The following is a 16,159-nucleotide window of genomic DNA, read 5'->3' as shown; positions in this document are numbered from 1 at the left end:
GTAGCGGAATGCGCAAGATAATTTTGCTCGGCTCGACCGGCTCAATCGGCACGCAGGCGCTTGAGGTCATTGACGCGAATCGTGATCAGTTTCGCGTTGTGGGATTGGCCGCTGGCTCGAATCGCGCGCTTGTTGAAGAGCAGGCCGCACGTTTCGGCGTCGAGCACATCGCGTTTGGTGCTGAGCAAGCAGCTCAGTTGGTTCGGGATGTCGCGGCTGACGTTGTCGTCAACGGCATCACGGGTTCGGTAGGGCTCGGTCCTACGCTTGCGGCGCTCGATTCGGGCGCGGTGTTGGCGTTGGCTAACAAAGAGAGCCTGATCGTCGGCGGCGATTTGGTGATGTCACGGGCACAGCCTGGACAAATTGTTCCGGTAGATTCCGAGCATTCGGCGATCGCGCAGGCGCTCAGGTCGGGGGAGCACTCTGAGGTGCGCCGCTTGGTGTTGACGGCCTCTGGCGGCCCGTTCCGAGGTCGCACCCGCGACTCGCTGCGCGATGTCACGCCCCAAGAAGCTCTCGCACATCCCACCTGGGACATGGGTCTGGTGATCACGACGAATTCCTCAACTCTCGTCAATAAGGGTCTCGAGGTCATTGAGGCACATGTGCTGTTCGGGATCCCCTATGACCGCATTGCGGTCACAGTGCATCCGCAATCGATCGTGCATTCCATGGTCGAGTTCGTTGATGGATCCACTATTGCTCAGGCCAGCCCGCCCAATATGCGCTTGCCGATTTCTCTCGCGCTGGATTGGCCTCGCCGAGTGGCTGGAGTGGGCGTTCCGCTGGATTGGACTACCGCAAGCACGTGGAACTTTGAGCCGCTCGACAGCGAGGTTTTTCCTGCTGTTGAGATGGCGAAAGCGGTGGGTGTTGCCGGTCTCACGTATCCTGCAGTATTCAACGCCGCCAACGAGCAAGCGGTGCTGGCGTTCCATGCGGGTGCTATCGGCTACCTCGATATTTTGGATGTTGTAGAGCAGGTTGTGCAGAGTCACGAGGCAAGAGAATTGAGCCTCGATGCGCTTCGGGATGCTGAAGAGTGGGCTCGGCGCGAGGCAGATTCGGTTGTAGCGACGCGTCGCTAGGCGCCCTAGTCACACCCCCAGTGCGGGGTAGTTCCGACGCTTCCACAGCGCTGGCACAGGTCGGCGTCGGTGCGCGTGGCTATTCTTAGCGAGTGGAAAACGTGCTCTTGTACATCCTCGGCATCCTCGTTGTCGTTGTGGGTCTTGCCGTGTCGATTGGCCTGCACGAAATCGGTCATCTGCTGCCGGCAAAGCTCTTCGGGGTGCGGGTTAGTCAGTACATGATTGGCTTTGGTCCGACTATCTTCTCCCGCAAGCGTGGTGAGACCGAATATGGGGTTAAGGCAATCCCACTTGGTGGCTATATCGCGATGGCAGGAATGTATCCTCCCGGTAAGGCAAACGACAAAGGTCGTACTGCCACGACCGGCATGTTCCAAGCGCTGGTTCAGGATGCCCGCACGGCGAGTGCTGACACGCTCGTCGATGTCGACGAATCGCGTGCTTTCTACAAACTTCCGGTGCTCAAGCGCGTTGTCATCATGCTTGGCGGCCCCGTCATGAACTTACTGATTGCAGTAGTCATGTTCGCGATCTTGTTCATGGGATTCGGCGTGGCTCAAACTTCCACCACGATTGGTAGCGTCTCCGAGTGTGTTCTCGCAGCGACCTCCGAGCGCCAGACGTGCGAGAGCACTGACCCTGAAGCACCAGGCTTTGCCGCAGGGCTACTCCCGGGCGACCGATTCGTTGCGATGGACGGTAACCCTGTGGCCTCCTGGGCTGAAGCCACGGACTACATCCGTGCTGCAGCAGGCAAAGAACTCACAATTGTCGTTGAACGCGACGGAGCCGAAGTGACGCTCGTCGCAGAGCCACTTCTCACGGAACGTTACGTTTACGATGACCGGGGTCAGATCGTTGAGGATGCCGATGGTGTCGCCCAGACCGAGAACTACGGATTCTTAGGAATCGGTGCGGCGTCTGAGATCGTGCGCCAGCCAGCGACCGCTGTGTTGCCCGCGGTGGGCGAGAACGTCGTCGCCGTAACCCACGTCATTCTGAATCTTCCGCAGCGCATGATCGACGTCGTGAATGCGGCATTTGGCCCTGACGAGCGCGACCCTAATGGTCCGATCAGTGTTGTTGGTGTCGGCCGTATCGCCGGTGAAATCACTAGTCTTGAGTCCACTCCGGTTGCAAGCCGCGTGGCGTCACTCGTAGGCTTGATTGGCTCGCTTAACGTCGCCCTGTTTGTTTTCAACCTTGTTCCGCTGATGCCGCTGGATGGCGGGCACGTCGCGGGAGCGCTTTATGAGGGTATTCGTCGGTTCTTTGCGAAGCTTTTCGGCAGGCCCGACCCTGGCCCAGTGGACACAGCGAAGATCATCCCATTGACTCTCGTCGTCGTGGTGCTGCTCGGGGCCATGAGCGCGATACTCATCTATGCAGACATTGTGAAGCCGATCTCGATCTTCTAAGAGCAGCGGTTGCAGCCCGAGCCCGAGGGATCGAACCGCAACCGCAACGGCAACCTCACCGGCAGCCAGACGTCGACAACCGGCGCAACGCTAGCGAGTTAGCAGCAGCGCGTCACCCTGACCGCCACCACCACAGAGTGCCACAGCGGCGCGACCTGAGCCACGGCGAGCGAGTTCGTGAGCTGCGTGCACGACGAGTCGTGCCCCGGATGCCCCGACGGGATGTCCGATCGCAATTGCACCACCGTGAATATTGACGATGTCGTGGCTGAGCCCGAGTTCGGCGGTTGAGCGCAGGCTCACTGCCGCAAATGCTTCGTTGATTTCCGCGAAGTCGAGGTCTTCCGCCGTCCACCCGGCGTTCTTGAGTGCCGCAGCGATTGCGCGTGCGGGCTGAGAGTGCAGGGAGTTGTCGGGGCCGGCGACATGACCCGACCGGTCGAGCACTGCCAGCCAGGTGAGACCGTGTTCTTCAGCCCATGAGCGGCTGGCCAAAATCACGGCGGAAGCTCCATCGCTCAAGGGCGACGAGTTGCCGGCGGTGATGGTCCCTTCCGGGTCGAAAGCAGGGCGCAGGCCGGCCAGAGTCTCGACTGTAGTGGTGGCGCGAACGCCCTCATCGGTGTCGATAACGAGGTCGTCGCCCTTGCGCTGTGGGATCGTGACAGGAGCGATCTCGTCAGTGAAAATGCCTGCCTCAATCGCGGCGGCGGCACGCTGATGCGAAGCGGCGGCTATTTCGTCCTGCTCGGTGCGGCCGATGGTGAGGCGGCCGTTGTGGCGTTCGGTGCTCGCACCCATCGACTCAGCATCAAACGCGTCGGTGAGCGCATCATGGGCAGCGGAGTCGAGCGCGGAGACAGTGCCATAGGCCCAGCCCGTGCGTGACCCGGGGAGCACGTGTGGGGCATTAGTCATTGATTCTTGACCACCGGCAGCAACAACGTCGGCTTCGCCGAGGCGGATGAGGCGCGCAGCATCCACGATGGCGGCAAGTCCCGAGAGACAGACTTTGTTGACCGTGACGGCGGGGGTCTTCCAGGCGAGTCCTGCTGCGATGGCGGTCTGTCGTGCGGGGTTCTGGCCGGCACCGGCTTGAATCACTTGTCCGAAGATCACCTGATCGATGTTGTCGACATCAACTCCGGAGCGTTCGACGGCGGCGCGAAGTGCGACAGCGCCGAGCTCGACGGCGGTAAGGGAACCTAGTTGTCCGCGCAGTTTCCCTTGTGGGGTGCGAGTCGCGGAAAGGATTACTACATCGTTGGGTGCAGGGGTGTTGGCCACTGTGCAAACTCCTTTGTTTATGTGCCGTTGTTGACAGCGAGGTTGTGCAACCATAGGCTACATGAAACCTGAACCGGGTCTCAGGTTCAGATCACAATCCTCCTAAGGCAGCAGGAAAGGTCCCATCATGCGGGTCAGTAAAAAGTACCTCGCTCCGGCGTTAATTGCGACGGTTGCACTCACACTGGCGGGCTGTGCCCCCAGCGTTGACACCGGATCGGGTGGCGATGAACTCGCTCCGGTCGACATTTCGATCATCACTTCACAAACCGGCCCCCTCGCGGCCTACGGCGAGGCCTACCTCGCTGGCTTCGACGCCGGTCTCGACTACGCCACCGACGGCACAGGCACCGTCGACGGCCGCGAACTCAACATTGAGATCACTGATGACGCCGGAGACGCAGACAAGGCCGTTACCGCGGCCAAGGATGTAATCGGTCAAGGTAAGAAGATCATCATCGGCACCGTGTCATCCGGAATCGCCTTGGCATTGGCCGAACAGGCTGAGCAGAACAAGGTGCTCTACATTTCAGGCCCCGCCGCCGCTGATGCCATTACCGGCGTCAACAGCTACACGTTCCGGTCGGGGCGTCAGAGCTACCAAGACGTTGCCACCGCAGGTACCTTCATCGGTGATCCTGCAGGCAAGTCGGTTCTCGTGTTCGCCCAGGACACCGCATTCGGTCAAGGCAACGTTGCTGCGGCAACTGCCGTGCTCGGCGGCCAAGGCGCTGACGTGACGAGTTTGCTCGTTCCCGAAGACGCAACAGAGTTCACCCCGTTCGCGCAGCAGATCGTTGACGCCCAGCCTGACCTCGTGTTCGTTGCGTGGGCTGGAGCAACCTCCGGAGCGATGTGGGAAGCGCTCAGCCAGCAGGGCGTGTTCGATAGCGTTCCGGTAGCAACCGGTCTTGGCGACGTCTCGACTTACGGTGCCTATGGCCCCGCGAGTGACAAGATTAGCTTCCTCAACCACTACTTCGGTGGTGCAACTGACAACGATGCCAACACGGCCATGGTCAGCTTCCTCGAAGCTGAGGGCAAGCAGGCAGACCTCTTCTCGCCTGACGGATTCGTTGCCGCTCAGATGGTTGTTCAGGCCGTGCGCGAAGGTGGCGACGATGTCGACGCAATGATCGCCGCTCTTGAGGGATGGACTTTCGACTCCGTCAAGGGATCGATCACGGTTCGTGCTGAAGACCACGCAATGATCCAGCCGATGTTCCAGGTAACGCTTGTCGCTGATGGTAACTCATGGACGCCTGAGCTGGTCACGGCAGTTGACGCTGACACCGTAACCCCGCCCATCGCAGAGTAAGTAGCTCAGAAGCTATGTCGAACCAGCCCGTGCTCACGGTCGAGCACCTTGCCCTCACAATCGGCGGTGCCGTCATCATCGATGATGTGTCACTCTCGGTTTCCCAGGGCGAGATGCTCGGCGTGATCGGCCCCAATGGGGCCGGAAAGACCACGCTATTCAACCTCATCTCCGGGGTGATGACACCCACTAGCGGAACCGTCACTCTTGAGGGGCGTAGCGTCACGAATCAGACCATTGATGCGCGAGCCCGGGCTGGGCTCGGCAGAACTTTTCAAACATCCAGTCTGTTCCCGGCGCTCAGCGCCGTGGAGAACGTGCGACTGGCAGCTCAAGTGAAACTGGGCGGTGCCACTTCGGTGCTGCGCTTTCCGCGGCCGAACGATGCGGCAACAACGATTGCCCGGGCGGGACTCGATGAAGTTGGATTGGGCCACCACAGCGAGACGCTCGCGGGTGTGCTCTCGCACGGTGACAAACGCAAACTCGAAATCGCGATGCTGCTCGCAACCGATCCGAGCGTGATTTTGCTCGATGAGCCGATGGCCGGGGTCGCTTCTGGTGACGTTGCCGGGCTTAGCGAGGTAATCCGTCAGGTTCATAAGTCGGGGCGCACCGTGCTCATGGTGGAACACCACATGGATGTTGTTCTTGGCTTGGTTGACCGCGTTGCGGTTATGCACCACGGTCAGTTGCTCGCGTGTGACACCCCGGAGGCCGTGATGGCAGACGAAGCGGTGCAGAAGGCTTATTTGGGGGCACCACTATGACCGAATCGATCGACAGTACACCGACGGCAGCAGCCGTCACGGAATCCATCCTGACGGTCAAGGATCTCAACGCAAGCATTGAGGGCCAGCAGGTTGTTGAGTCGGTGAGCTTTGAGATGCTCCCGGTGGGAGTGACCGCTCTGCTGGGACGCAATGGTGTTGGCAAGACGAGCACGCTCCGGGCAATCATGGGGCTCATTGAACGCTCGGGCGAAGTGACCCTCGCCGGTGACCGAATCGATCGCGAACCCACTCATCGAATCGTTCAGCGCGGTGTCGGGTATGTGCCCGAGGATCGCGAAGTTTTCGCTTCGCTCACGGTGGCCGAGAATCTGCGACTCGCGGAGCGAGATTCATCGCCGAATCGCGAACTGATCGCTGAACTTTTTCCTGACCTCACCGCTAGGGCCGGGCAACTCGCGGGCACGCTATCTGGGGGACAACAGCAGATGGTGTCACTGGCTCGCGCCCTCGTTAACGACAACCGCGTTCTGCTCGTTGATGAGCCCACTAAGGGACTTGCCCCGCTGATTGTGATGGATGTGGCTCGCGCGCTTGAACGGGCAGCTCAAACAGTGCCAGTGCTGCTTGTTGAACAGAATCTTCAGGTCGTTCGGAGGCTCGCCCAGAAAGCCATCGTGCTTGAAGGCGGACGCGTCGTGTACGACGGCAGCGCCGAGGAACTGCTCGGCAATGAAGCGTTGACTAAAGAATTGCTAGGGGTCGCATGAGCACCATAATTCTCCTGTTGATTACGGGTCTGGGGCTTGGTGCGCTGTACTTCCTCGTGGCATCCGGTCTTTCACTGATCTATGGCCTCATGGGTGTGCTGAATTTTGCCCACGGATCCTTCCTCACGCTCGGCGCTTTTGCGGGGTGGGAGTTGGCGAGGCGGATGGGCGGCGAAAGCTGGGGCACGCTGATCGCCTCTCTGCTTCTCGGAATGGTGGTGGGCGCACTCGTTGCGGCCGCGACCGAGTTTTTGCTCATTAGACGCTTGTACAACCGGCACATCGAGCAAGTGCTCGTGACTGTTGGTCTGGCGCTCGCGACGGTCGCCCTGTTTGAGGGCATCTGGGGCACCGACGCGATCTATGTCACGGCACCGCCGTGGCTGTCACAGACGACAGAAATTTTGGGGGCACGAGTTCCCAACGATCGCTTCTTGCTCATCGGGGCTGCCGTGCTCGTGCTGCTCGGAATCGTCGCATTCTTGCGGTACACCCGCTTCGGTTTGGTCATTCGGGCCGGTGTCGAGAACCGTTCAATGGTCACCGCCTTGGGTATTGATGTGCGTAAGGCCTTCACCGTTGTTTTCGCTATCGGTGGTGCTGCGGCCGGCCTCGGTGGGGTTCTCGCCTCGCACTATTTCGGTTATGTCTCACCACAATTGGGCGGATCCCTGCTGATCTTCGCGTTCATTGTCACGGTGATCGGTGGCTTGGGTTCACTCGCGGGCGCGGCGATTGCTTCGGTAGTGGTCGCGATCCTGCAGCAGTTTGCCAACTATTTTCTCGGCGGCACGGGTGACCTGATGGTTGTTCTGCTGCTTGCCATCGTGCTGTTGGTCCGCCCGACCGGAATTTTGGGGAAGAAAGCATGAAGTCGCTCACGAACCTCAGCCAACGCACGTGGTGGATCGTGGGTGGTGCCTTCGTGGTGTTTGCCGCGGTCCTGCCTCTGCTGAATATTTCGATTCCCGGGGTGCTGCCGGGGGCCACCTACACGCCGGGGACCCTGCAACTGCTCGCATTAGCGTTGTTGTTCGCTTCGCTCGCTCTCAGCTACCATCTGCTGTTTGGCACTGCAGGGATGCTCTCCTTCGGTCACGCCCTCTACTTTGCGCTCGGAGCCTACGGACTGGGGATTGTGCTCCAGCAGACCGAGCTCACCCTGATTCCGGCGCTAGGGCTCACACTTGCGGTCGTCATTGCCGCCGCGTATCTCCTTGGCGCACTGAGCTTGCGAGTCACCGGAATCTCGTTTGCGATGGTCACCCTGGCGTTCGCCCAGGCAGGGAATGTGCTCGTGCGGCGCAACCCCTCCGTCACGGGGGGAGAGGAAGGATTGCGTCTCGATACCGAGCACATTCCCGACTTCTTCATCGGTGTGATCAACACCCGTAATCTCTACTGGCTCGCTCTTGCGCTGTTGGTGATTGTATTCGTCATTGTTGCCTGGTTTGAGAACTCCCGCGCGGGCCATGCGGTGACGGCAACTCGCGAGAATGAGTTGCGAGTGCGCGTGCTCGGTTTGCGCCCATTCGGCGTAAAGCTGATGGCGTTCGTCATCGCGTCAGTGCTGGCATCGCTTGTCGGAATGGTTCATCTGCTGCTGCAGAGTGGAACAACTCCACGGGCAACCTCAGCAGACTTTACCCTCACGATCTTGGTGATTGTGGTGCTCGGAGGTGTCGGTTCCCGGTGGGGTGCGATCGTCGGCGGAATCGTTTACACGCTGCTCGATCAGCGGCTTACAGCGCTCGCAGGCTCCGAGGCGATCGCCGGACTTCCGGCAGTTTTGCGGATTCCTCTCTCAGAACCACTCTTTATTCTCGGCACGCTGTTTATCCTTGTGGTGTTGTTCCTTCCCGGAGGAATTGCCGGTGCAGCACAGCGCCTAGGAACAGGCACTAGTGTCTCGCCGGCTGCTCGCAAGCAGCTTGAGGAGGCGGAATGAGTCAGCCTGATGGGCTACACACGTTAGGGCGGTGGACCTCTGACCGCGCCATCGCCACTCCTGAGCGTGTTGCCGTCGACGACCGCGGCGTGGTGTTGACCTACCGCCAACTGGATGATCGAGCCACTGCACTCGCCGAGGCTTTTCTCGATGGCGGCTACGGTGTTGGCGATCGCATCGCCACGATTACGGGAAACAGTTCTGACCACGTTGTGGTGTTCTTCGCCTGTGCTAAGGCGGGTCTCGTGCTTGTGCCGCTCTCGTGGCGCCTCTCTCCGCGGGAGATCGCACAACAGCTCGAACAGGCAGATCCAGCGCTGTTGTTGGTGGAAGACGAATTTGCGACTCTCGCCAGTCTCGCGGAGGATCGACTGATCGCCCCCATAGCCCGCGGCATTCTCGGAACGCACGGTATCGAGCGCGACATTGTTGCCCCGCTGCGAAACGACGCGACGCCGCCCGTGCGGCGAGCAGTGCGCGACGACGATGCACTCCTTATTGTTTTCACTTCGGGAACTCTTGACCACGCAAAGGGTGCCATCCTGAGTCACTCCAATTGCTTCTGGACTAACCTCTCGCTATCGCGCACCGCTGAGATTACGAGTGCCGATACGGTGCTCGCGGTTATGCCTCAGTACCACGTGGGGGGCTGGAATATTCAGCCGCTGCTGGCCTGGTGGATGGGGGCCACGGTCGTGCTTGAGCGCACCTTCGACCCTGCACGTGTCCTTCAACTCATCGCCGATCGCCGCATCACGACCATGATGGGCGTGCCAGCCAACTACCTGATCTTGTCGCAGCATCCGCGGTTTGCGCTCAGTGACCTCTCGAGTCTCGCGCACGCGATTGTTGGTGGCGCCCCCATGCCCGAACCGCTTCTGCGGGTGTGGCACAGCCGGGGCGTTGCGCTCACGCAGGGCTATGGACTCACCGAAGCCGCCCCCAACGTGTTGTGTCTTCCCGATGAAGAAGCACGGGTTCGCATCGGTTCTGCGGGAAAACCGTATCCGCACGTCGACGTCGACATTGCTGACTCGGTTACGGGGGAACGCATTGAGGGCGCGGGACAGGGTGAGCTGCTTGTGCGCGGCCCCGGTGTTTTCAGCGGCTACTTTCGTGCACCCGAAGCAACCGCACTCGCGCTTCGCGATGGCTGGCTTGCCACGGGTGACTTAGTGAGCAGGGATGCCGAAGGCTACTACCGCGTGCTTGATCGCATCAAAGACATTTTCATCACCGGGGGAGAGTCGGTCGCTCCTGCCGAAATTGAGGGTGTGCTGTTCGGTCATCCCGCCGTTGCCGATGTCGCTGTCGTTGGGGTGCCAGACGAGCAATGGGGCGAAGTTGCCGTGGCCTGGGTTGTAGTGCGTTCGGGCGCGTCAACCGACGAGACCGACCTGCTCGATTTTGCTCGTGCTTCCCTGGCGAAATTCAAGGTACCCAAGCGTGTGATGTTCGTGGAGTCGATCCCGCGCTCATCCAGTGACAAGGCGCGCCGTCGTGTGCTGCTCGGCCAATGGACATCAGAGTCCGCACAAGCAGGACGGATCAGTTCATGAACACACCACTCACCGCTCGCGGCACCCGCACCAAGACGAAGCTGATTGAGGCAGCCGAAACCGTCTTCGCGCGCTACGGCTATACCGATGCGTCCGTCGTGCGCATCACAGAAGAAGCGGGTGTTGGTCAGGGCACGTTTTATCTCTATTTCGCGAGCAAGCTTGAGATTTTTGAAGAACTCGTTGAGGATCTCAACCGCCGCGTTCGTCGAGCACTGAGCGAAGCCTCGGGTGCGGCATCCAATCGGATCGAATCGGAGCGTGCAGGTTTTCGTGCGTTCTTTGAATTCACGGCCGAGCACCCGGCGCTCTACCGAGTGGTTCGTGAGGCCGAATTCGTGTCACCCAAATCACTGCGGCTGCACTATTCGCGCATTGTCGATGGCTACATCGAGGGGCTCAAAGAAGCACAGTTGCTGGGTGAGGTTGGCGATATTGATCCGACTGTCGCAGCGTGGGCGCTCATGGGGATTGGCGAAATGATTGGGATGCGGTGGGTGTTGTGGGGCGACTCACCGTCTGCAGGCAATGATGCCGATCCGACCGCAAGTGGAACCTCACGAGTTCCCGATGATGTTCTCGATCACATGATCACATTTATTCGCCGTGCTCTGGCTGTGCCGGAGTCGAGCAGTTCAGGAGTCGAGAAATGACCGATCTTTCGGGACGCAGGGCCCTCGTAACCGGTGGTGCCAGCGGGATTGGTGCCGCGTGTACCGTGTCGCTTGCGAACGCGGGGGCACACGTGATCGTTGCCGATCTCAACGGCGACGCAGCTACCGCCCAAGCGAACCGGATCGGCGGCGACGCCTGGCAGGTTGACCTCACCGAGACGGCTGCCCTTGCAGACCTCAGCCTCGACATCGACATTCTCGTCAACAATGCCGGCATTCAGCACGTGAGTCCGATTGAGAGCTTTGAGCCAGCAATGTTCAGCCGCATCCTCGATCTCATGATTGAGGCACCGTTCCTGCTCGTGCGGGCCGCTTTGCCTCGAATGTACGAGCGTGAGTTCGGTCGCATCATCAACATCAGCTCTGTGCACGGATTGCGGGCGTCACCGTACAAATCGGCTTATGTTGCTGCGAAGCACGCGCTGGAAGGTTTCTCCAAGGTTACGGCGCTGGAGGGTGGAGCTCACGGCGTCACGAGCAACTGCGTGAACCCCGGGTATGTGCGCACCCCGTTGGTCGAGAAGCAGATCGCCGATCAAGCGAAAGTGCACGGCATCCCGGAATCTGAAGTTGTGGAGAAGGTGATGCTGACAGAGAGCGCCATCAAACGATTGCTTGAACCCGAGGAAGTTGCTGATCTTGTCTTGTGGCTTGCCGGCAACACCGCCGGAATGGTTACGGGCGCCTCATACACGATGGATGGCGGCTGGAGCGCGCGATGACTCAGCACTATCGAACTATCCGGTGCCCCGTCGAGGGTGGCGAACTCACGGCCGCGATCTGGGAGCCAGATTCGAAGCCTCAGGGCACCATCCTGCTCATTCACGGCATCACGGCGTCGCACATGTCGTGGCCGCTTATCGCGGCCGCCTTGCCTGAGTATCGGGTCATCGCTCCCGATCTGCGAGGGCGCGGTGCAAGCCGGGACCTTCCGGCGCCGTTCGGGATGCCGCAGCACGCCGCAGACATGAACGCGCTGTTGGCGGCGACAGATACGGCGTCGGCGCTCGTGGTTGGGCATTCGATGGGTGGTTTCGTCGCTGCGAGCTTGGCGGCGCAGTATCCGGAGCGTGTGTCCGCGTTGATCCTCATTGACGGCGGTTTGCCCATTCCTGCGCCGGAGGGAACTTCGGTTGAGGAGCTTCCCCAGGTGATTTTGGGGCCCGCTGCTGAGCGACTGTCGATGACGTTTGTTGATCGTGCGAGTTATCAAAATTTTTGGGAAAAGCATCCGGCGTTTGCTCAGGAGTTTACGAGTGCTGTGCGTGACTATGTGGATTACGATCTAGTCGGCTCCGAGCCCAGTCTGCATCCGGCGAGTAATATCGCCGCGGTGAGTTTCGATGCCCTCCAGCTGAGTGGGGATGAGCATTATCTTGGCGCTCTTCGAGGGCTGACGGTTCCGGTACATTTCATTCGGGCACCTCGGGGTCTTCTCAATCAGGTGCCCGCGTTGTATTCTCCGGAACAGCGTGACCACTGGCGTTCCGAACTTCCGAATGTGATTTTTCATGAGGCGGTTGACGTCAACCACTACACAATTACTTTGACACCGCGTGGTGCAGATCGTGTTGCGGGCGTCATGAATGAAATTTTGACGAGTCAACCCCGGGAGGTCCGAGCGTGAGTATTGATAAGACAGTGGGGTCGGCGGCAGAGGCTGTCGCCGATATTCCGAACGGGGCATCTCTTGCGGTGGGAGGTTTCGGCCTCTGCGGTAATCCGATGGTTCTGATCCAGGCGCTGCTGGAGTTAGGCTCCGACGATTTGAGCATCGTGAGCAACAACTGTGGTGTCGATGACTGGGGCTTGGGCGTGCTGCTTGGCGCTCGCCGCATCCGCAAGATGACGTCGTCGTATGTTGGGGAGAACAAGGAGTTTGAGCGCCAGTTCTTGACCGGCGAGCTTGAGGTTGAGTTGACGCCACAGGGCACGCTCGCTGAAAAACTTCGCGCTGGCGGTTCGGGGATTGCCGCATTCTTTACTCAGACGGGGGTGGGAACTCAGGTTGCTGAGGGCGGTCTGCCTCGTCGTTACGACGGTGCGGGTGGCATCGCGATTGCGTCGCCTCAGAAAGAGGTTCGCACTTTCGAGGTCAAGGGAGCTGCGAAAGAGTTCGTGCTCGAAGAGTCGATCACTACAGATTTCTCGCTCGTGCACGCACTCAAGGGTGATCGTCACGGCAATCTTGTTTTTGCTAAGTCAGCGCGCAACTTCTCGCCGCTCGCCGCTATGGCCGGTCGCATCTGCGTGGCTCAGGTCGAAGAACTTGTCGAGCCTGGCGAAATTGAGCCGGATGCCGTGCATTTGCCGGGCGTCTACGTTTCGCGAGTGATCGAGGTGGGTTCCGATGTCGAGAAGAGAATCGAACGTCGCACTGTGCGGCAGGGGGTGGCGTAATGGCTTTGACACGCGAAGAGATGGCGGCTCGTGCCGCGCTCGAGTTGGCTGATGGTTCGTATGTGAACTTGGGCATTGGGTTGCCGACGCTCGTACCCAACTATGTGCCAGAGGGCCGCACGGTTGTACTGCAGTCGGAGAATGGCATTCTGGGGGTTGGGCCGTATCCCACAGAAGAGAACGTCGACCCTGACCTGATTAATGCGGGCAAAGAGACCGTCACGACCCTTCCGGGCACGGCCTTCTTCGATTCTGCGATGAGTTTCGGGATGATTCGCGGCGGCAAGATAGACGCGGCCATTTTGGGCGCAATGCAGGTTTCCGTCGCCGGCGATCTTGCCAACTGGATGATCCCCGGCAAGATGGTCAAGGGGCCAGGCGGCGCGATGGATCTGGTGCACGGTGCGGCTCGCGTCATCGTACTCATGGAGCATGTCGCCAAGGACGGCACTCCCAAGATCGTTAACGAGTGCTCGCTGCCGCTCACCGGTCGCGGTGTTGTTCACCGCATCATCACCGATCTCGCGGTAATCGACGTCACACTCGGTGGGCTCGTTGTGCGCGAGCTCGCCCCCGGCGTTGACGAAGCAACCGTTCGGGCGGCAACTGAGCCCGAGCTGACCGTAGACCTTATTTCGGCATAGATTTCCTGAATACCCGTACTCCCCGCAGTTTTACCAACTAAAAGGACACCCCATGGCTACTCTTCTCGACGGCATCGTTCAGCACAGCGTCACGACTCCGCGACTCGTCGCGTCAGTGCTCGAACGGCCAGCAGACTCCGCAACATCCACCGTCGTCTTCGTTCACGGCAACGTCTCTTCTTCACTGTTCTGGCAGCCGACGATGCTCGGCCTCAACAGCGGAGTGCGGGCCTTGGCAATTGACCTTCGAGGCTTTGGTGAAAGCGAAACCTTGCCAGTGGATGCCACGCGTGGCGTTCGCGATTTTTCTGACGACGTGGCTTCAGTTCTTGATTCGCTCGGAGTGGAGCGCGCAAACTTTGTCGGATGGAGCATGGGCGGTGGCGTGGTGATGCAGTTCATGCTCGATCACGCTGAGCGCGTTTCCACGGCAACCTTCGTTTCGCCTGTCTCGCCATTCGGGTTTGGTGGCACAAAGGGAGCGACTGGCGAGCTCCTTGCCGCGGAGTGCCCCGGCACCGGTGGCGGGGGAGCGAACCCTGAGTTTATTGCCCAATTGACTGCGGGAAACACGAGCGACGACTCTCCGGCATCCGCGCGGATGGTATTTCGCACGGCCTACGTGGCACATCCGGAAGCTCACAGCGAGCATGAAGATCTGTGGGTCGAATCGATGCTCACGACGGCAACGGGCGAAGACAATTACCCTGGCGACTCTGTTGCGGTGGATGCGTGGCCAGGCTTCGGACCTGGCGGCCGCGGCGTGCTCAACACCATGACGCCCGACCACTTCAACGTCAGCGGAATAGCTGAATTGGCGAGCAAACCTCCCGTGCTGTGGGTTCGCGGCATCAACGACGCCATCGTCTCGGATGCGTCAGGTTTTGATCTCAACTTCTTGGGGCAATTGGGCGTTATCCCCGGGTGGCCAGGTGCCGAGGTTGCCCCACCGCAGCCGATGATCGAGCAGACCCGAGCCGTTTTTGATAAGTATGCCGCGAACGGCGGCAGCTATACCGAACTCGCGTGGGAAGAGTGTGGACATTCGGCGCATCTTGAACGTCCGGCAGAGTTCCTTGAGGTGCTCGGCGCGCACCTCGCCGTTGACTAGCGTTCCGCTGTTGTTCAGGAGTCGGCTCTAGACTGGAATAGTGCCAGCAATCAATCTTGGAATGCCGAAAGTTCCCGAAGTCCTCGCTCCTCGTCGCAAGACCCGCCAGATCAAGGTCGGTTCGGTAGGAATCGGCAGCGATTCGCAAGTCAGCGTGCAGTCAATGACTACAACGCAGACCACGAATATCGACGGAACTCTTCAGCAGATCGCCGAACTTACCGCCTCGGGCTGTGACATTGTTCGAGTCGCGGTTCCTCATCAGGACGACGCGGATGTCTTGCACATCATCGCGAAGAAGAGCCAGATTCCCGTTATTGCCGACATTCACTTTCAGCCGCGCTACGTGTTCTCGGCGATTGATGCCGGGGTGGGCGCTGTTCGCGTAAACCCGGGCAACATCCGCAAGTTTGATGACAAGGTTGGCGATATCGCGAAAGCTGCGAAGGATGCCGGCGTGAGCCTGCGAATCGGTGTCAACGCCGGTTCACTTGAGCCAAGCATTCTTCAGAAGTACGGCAAGGCCACTGCAGAAGCACTCGTCGAGAGTGCTGTCTGGGAGGCGGGCCTTTTCGAAGAGCACGACTTCCATGATTTCAAGATTTCGGTCAAGCACAATGACCCCATAGTGATGGTCAAGGCTTATCGGATGCTCGCTGAGCGCGGGGACTGGCCTCTGCACTTGGGCGTCACCGAAGCTGGCCCCGAGTTTCAGGGCACTATCAAAAGCGCTACAGCATTTGGCATCCTTCTGGGTGAGGGAATTGGAGACACAATTCGTGTCTCGCTTTCGGCACCTCCTGCTCTTGAGGTCAAGGTAGGGCTGCAGATTCTCCAGTCGCTCAACCTGCGTGAGCGCAAGCTTGAAATCGTCTCGTGCCCCAGCTGTGGTCGCGCGCAGGTTGATGTCTACAAGCTGGCCAACGATGTCACTGAGGGTCTTGAAGGCATGACCGTTCCGCTGCGTGTTGCCGTCATGGGCTGTGTCGTGAACGGTCCGGGTGAGGCTCGTGAAGCTGACCTCGGTGTTGCCAGCGGTAACGGCAAGGGGCAGATCTTTGTCAAGGGTGAAGTCATTAAGACCGTTCCCGAATCAGAGATCGTTGCCACCCTCATCGAAGAGGCGAACCGGATTGCTGCGGAGATGCCCGCGGGGGAGATCGGCAGCCCGCAAGTACTCACGCCATAGCCGCACTAACATTGAG

At 59.8% G+C, this 16,159-nt stretch carries 16 protein-coding genes; 15 read left to right on the top strand and 1 reads right to left on the bottom strand.

All coding sequences use genetic code 11. The features are described from left to right. The first annotated feature begins 8 nt into the window (after positions 1 to 8). Both AADH44_RS08460 and AADH44_RS08455 read left to right on the top strand, forming a co-directional pair. A complete protein-coding gene (locus tag AADH44_RS08460) occupies positions 9 to 1,091 on the top strand; it encodes a 1-deoxy-D-xylulose-5-phosphate reductoisomerase (protein ID WP_341952326.1) in 1,083 nt (360 codons plus the stop codon). A gap of 92 nt (positions 1,092 to 1,183) precedes the next feature. Continuing rightward, complete coding sequence (locus AADH44_RS08455) at positions 1,184 to 2,512, top strand: site-2 protease family protein (RefSeq protein WP_341952324.1); 1,329 nt, start codon at positions 1,184 to 1,186, stop codon at positions 2,510 to 2,512. A 90-nt stretch (positions 2,513 to 2,602) separates the two neighbouring features. On the opposite strand, the gene AADH44_RS08450 is transcribed toward AADH44_RS08455, so the two are convergent. Further along, complete coding sequence (locus tag AADH44_RS08450) at positions 2,603 to 3,799, bottom strand: acetyl-CoA C-acetyltransferase (RefSeq protein ID WP_341952323.1); 1,197 nt, start codon at positions 3,797 to 3,799, stop codon at positions 2,603 to 2,605. Positions 3,800 to 3,926: 127 nt separating this feature from the next. On the opposite strand from AADH44_RS08450, the gene AADH44_RS08445 reads away from it, so the two are divergent. The 13 genes from AADH44_RS08445 to ispG are packed head-to-tail and all read left to right on the top strand — an operon-like array spanning position 3,927 to position 16,143. After that, positions 3,927 to 5,117, top strand: a complete 1,191-nt coding sequence (locus AADH44_RS08445) for a substrate-binding domain-containing protein (protein WP_341952322.1) — start codon at positions 3,927 to 3,929, stop codon at positions 5,115 to 5,117. A gap of 14 nt (positions 5,118 to 5,131) precedes the next feature. Continuing rightward, a complete protein-coding gene (locus AADH44_RS08440; protein ID WP_341952321.1) occupies positions 5,132 to 5,887 on the top strand; it encodes an ABC transporter ATP-binding protein in 756 nt (251 codons plus the stop codon). Further along, a complete protein-coding gene (locus AADH44_RS08435; RefSeq protein WP_341952319.1) occupies positions 5,884 to 6,618 on the top strand; it encodes an ABC transporter ATP-binding protein in 735 nt (244 codons plus the stop codon). Before AADH44_RS08440 ends, AADH44_RS08435 begins: the two co-directional genes overlap by 4 nt. After that, a complete protein-coding gene (locus tag AADH44_RS08430) occupies positions 6,615 to 7,490 on the top strand; it encodes a branched-chain amino acid ABC transporter permease (protein WP_341952318.1) in 876 nt (291 codons plus the stop codon). Before AADH44_RS08435 ends, AADH44_RS08430 begins: the two co-directional genes overlap by 4 nt. Next, positions 7,487 to 8,566 (top strand): branched-chain amino acid ABC transporter permease, encoded by a 1,080-nt coding sequence (locus tag AADH44_RS08425; protein ID WP_341952316.1) that lies wholly within the window; start codon positions 7,487 to 7,489, stop codon positions 8,564 to 8,566. Before AADH44_RS08430 ends, AADH44_RS08425 begins: the two co-directional genes overlap by 4 nt. Continuing rightward, positions 8,563 to 10,125 (top strand): AMP-binding protein, encoded by a 1,563-nt coding sequence (locus AADH44_RS08420; RefSeq protein ID WP_341952314.1) that lies wholly within the window; start codon positions 8,563 to 8,565, stop codon positions 10,123 to 10,125. Before AADH44_RS08425 ends, AADH44_RS08420 begins: the two co-directional genes overlap by 4 nt. Next, positions 10,122 to 10,778, top strand: coding sequence for a TetR/AcrR family transcriptional regulator (locus AADH44_RS08415; protein ID WP_341952313.1), 657 nt, complete (start codon positions 10,122 to 10,124; stop codon positions 10,776 to 10,778). The genes AADH44_RS08420 and AADH44_RS08415 overlap by 4 nt, the downstream gene beginning before the upstream one ends. After that, on the top strand, positions 10,775 to 11,521 hold the full coding sequence (locus tag AADH44_RS08410; protein WP_341952311.1) for a 3-hydroxybutyrate dehydrogenase: 747 nt from the start codon (positions 10,775 to 10,777) through the stop codon (positions 11,519 to 11,521). Before AADH44_RS08415 ends, AADH44_RS08410 begins: the two co-directional genes overlap by 4 nt. After that, positions 11,518 to 12,426, top strand: coding sequence for an alpha/beta hydrolase (locus AADH44_RS08405; RefSeq protein ID WP_341952309.1), 909 nt, complete (start codon positions 11,518 to 11,520; stop codon positions 12,424 to 12,426). The genes AADH44_RS08410 and AADH44_RS08405 overlap by 4 nt, the downstream gene beginning before the upstream one ends. Beyond that, positions 12,423 to 13,199, top strand: a complete 777-nt coding sequence (locus AADH44_RS08400; protein ID WP_341952308.1) for a CoA transferase subunit A — start codon at positions 12,423 to 12,425, stop codon at positions 13,197 to 13,199. The genes AADH44_RS08405 and AADH44_RS08400 overlap by 4 nt, the downstream gene beginning before the upstream one ends. Next, positions 13,199 to 13,843 carry a CoA transferase subunit B gene (locus tag AADH44_RS08395; RefSeq protein WP_341952306.1) on the top strand — a complete coding sequence of 215 codons (645 nt, stop codon included), beginning with the start codon at positions 13,199 to 13,201 and terminating at the stop codon, positions 13,841 to 13,843. Before AADH44_RS08400 ends, AADH44_RS08395 begins: the two co-directional genes overlap by 1 nt. 52 nt (positions 13,844 to 13,895) lie before the next feature. Continuing rightward, entirely contained in the window at positions 13,896 to 14,954 is a 1,059-nt protein-coding gene (locus tag AADH44_RS08390; RefSeq protein ID WP_341952305.1) for an alpha/beta hydrolase, read from the top strand. A 40-nt stretch (positions 14,955 to 14,994) separates the two neighbouring features. Then, positions 14,995 to 16,143, top strand: coding sequence for a flavodoxin-dependent (E)-4-hydroxy-3-methylbut-2-enyl-diphosphate synthase (gene ispG, locus AADH44_RS08385; protein WP_341952303.1), 1,149 nt, complete (start codon positions 14,995 to 14,997; stop codon positions 16,141 to 16,143). Positions 16,144 to 16,159: the final 16 nt, after the last annotated feature.

Origin of the sequence: Salinibacterium sp. TMP30, from assembly GCF_038397785.1 — a bacterium.
In the GTDB taxonomy this organism is placed as follows: domain Bacteria; phylum Actinomycetota; class Actinomycetes; order Actinomycetales; family Microbacteriaceae; genus Rhodoglobus.
The sequence above is the reverse complement of the archived record's forward strand: the minus strand, read 5'-3'. Positions and strand labels throughout refer to the sequence as shown.

Coding starts and splice junctions, on each gene's coding strand:
- AADH44_RS08395 (WP_341952306.1), top strand. CDS start 13,199: ATGGCTTTGACACGCGAAGAGATGGCGGCTCGTGCCGCGCTCGAGTTG.
- AADH44_RS08415 (WP_341952313.1), top strand. CDS start 10,122: ATGAACACACCACTCACCGCTCGCGGCACCCGCACCAAGACGAAGCTG.
- AADH44_RS08405 (WP_341952309.1), top strand. CDS start 11,518: ATGACTCAGCACTATCGAACTATCCGGTGCCCCGTCGAGGGTGGCGAA.
- AADH44_RS08435 (WP_341952319.1), top strand. CDS start 5,884: ATGACCGAATCGATCGACAGTACACCGACGGCAGCAGCCGTCACGGAA.
- AADH44_RS08425 (WP_341952316.1), top strand. CDS start 7,487: ATGAAGTCGCTCACGAACCTCAGCCAACGCACGTGGTGGATCGTGGGT.
- AADH44_RS08420 (WP_341952314.1), top strand. CDS start 8,563: ATGAGTCAGCCTGATGGGCTACACACGTTAGGGCGGTGGACCTCTGAC.
- AADH44_RS08410 (WP_341952311.1), top strand. CDS start 10,775: ATGACCGATCTTTCGGGACGCAGGGCCCTCGTAACCGGTGGTGCCAGC.
- AADH44_RS08440 (WP_341952321.1), top strand. CDS start 5,132: ATGTCGAACCAGCCCGTGCTCACGGTCGAGCACCTTGCCCTCACAATC.
- AADH44_RS08445 (WP_341952322.1), top strand. CDS start 3,927: ATGCGGGTCAGTAAAAAGTACCTCGCTCCGGCGTTAATTGCGACGGTT.
- AADH44_RS08460 (WP_341952326.1), top strand. CDS start 9: ATGCGCAAGATAATTTTGCTCGGCTCGACCGGCTCAATCGGCACGCAG.
- AADH44_RS08390 (WP_341952305.1), top strand. CDS start 13,896: ATGGCTACTCTTCTCGACGGCATCGTTCAGCACAGCGTCACGACTCCG.
- AADH44_RS08430 (WP_341952318.1), top strand. CDS start 6,615: ATGAGCACCATAATTCTCCTGTTGATTACGGGTCTGGGGCTTGGTGCG.